The 1,341-nt window shown below is 52.9% G+C and carries 2 protein-coding genes; one reads left to right on the top strand and one right to left on the bottom strand.

What is annotated here, in order from left to right:
• Window positions 1-59 precede the first annotated feature (59 nt).
• Window positions 60-722 carry a hypothetical protein gene (locus tag GGR43_RS23320; protein ID WP_223177594.1) on the top strand — a complete coding sequence of 221 codons (663 nt, stop codon included), beginning with the start codon at window positions 60-62 and terminating at the stop codon, window positions 720-722.
• Between the two features lie 60 nt (window positions 723-782).
• On the opposite strand, the gene GGR43_RS23315 is transcribed toward GGR43_RS23320, so the two are convergent.
• On the bottom strand, window positions 783-1,341 hold a 559-nt coding region (locus GGR43_RS23315; RefSeq protein ID WP_188074087.1), incomplete at its 5' end, for an IS1595 family transposase.

The raw sequence follows: 1,341 nt of genomic DNA, 5'->3' as shown, positions 1-1,341 counted from the left end.
GTTGAGTGTTTAATCACATCAGAAGGGCCGCGATCATTTCTGGCATCATCGGTGCGCCAATGATGTGGCTTTCTACAAACTCGATACCGCAAACGGTGAAACAGGCAGATAGCTACATAGCCACGAACCTGAAATGGGCAGGGCTTGATAATCCGCCGCCTGCCATTGCCACGGCAACGGCTGACCATATAGTTTTGGTAATTGCCGCCGCGCTGGTAATTATTGGCCTTCTCGCTGCGGCGTCTTGGGCATATGATAGATGGCGGAAGCCATCTGCCCACGAAAAATCCGAACCAACACCCGCCTTTGATGTAGCAGATGGGCGACCTGGCGGCGCAAGCCTTATTCTAACGAATAACAAGTTTGTGGGGGTTAAGCAGGCACTAAAAGCGAGGGGCCAAGGTGACACTTTGATTGATGGAAATGAGTTGATTGCTGATTTTGGCAAAGACCCTTCTCAGCACCCGCTCATTGATCCAAGACTAATAAATTCTCTCGCGGATGATTTGGTCAGAGATTTTCCCAAAACTCATCAATTGGTGTATGCTGTTGAGCATGGCTCTTTATCGGCAACGCTGGACGTTGTCGAAAGGTTAAAGGCGCGAGGACTGCTTGTCCATATGTGCCTTCTCTCGTCGGCCACAGGCTTGACAAAAAAGCCGTTGGAGCATCGGCCTAACGTAAACGGAACGGGAGAAATTCACGTGGACGCAAAGCCATGAAAGACCCAAACGAACGCTTTGACCGCTTACTAGACGCGATGGCCCATGGCCACGCGCCAGTTAGCGGGAAAAAGAAACCATCAGGCGATCAAGCATCAGATGCGGAACGTCGCGCATATTGTGGCGAAATTCGAACTCCGCGAGATACTTCGGAAGATGCTTCTCGCTAACGTGAATGTGGGTGCCATTGATCCCGCGCTTTAGTTGCGCCCAGAAACCTTCAATGCCATTCACGGTGGTTCCGGTTGGGCCGACATATTGCTCGGCGCTGTGGTTCACGGTTTTGTGCCAGTAGCCCTTAAACTCGCCAAGATCGCCATAGCTGACCAGTTCGTCCGTGTGGATTTCGGTGTGGGGCTTCACGTTGGCGAACACATGCGGCTCCAGCGTAGCCTTCTTCCGGTTCGGAACGACGCGGGTGATAACGTCGCCGTTACGCTCGCGCATGCCGATCACGATGGTCTTGTTGGCGCGGTAGTTGCCAGTGCCCTTATTCTCGACCTTGCCACCGATATAGGTTTCATCGACTTCCACGATCTTGCCGAATCCTCCCACCGGATCGTCACCGTCAACCTGCCCCATATATTCGCGGATCATGTGGCACATGCGCCAAGCGGTC

The organism is Sphingobium jiangsuense (genome assembly GCF_014196495.1).
Lineage (GTDB): Bacteria > Pseudomonadota > Alphaproteobacteria > Sphingomonadales > Sphingomonadaceae > Sphingobium > Sphingobium jiangsuense.
The sequence above is the reverse complement of the archived record's forward strand: the minus strand, read 5'-3'. Positions and strand labels throughout refer to the sequence as shown.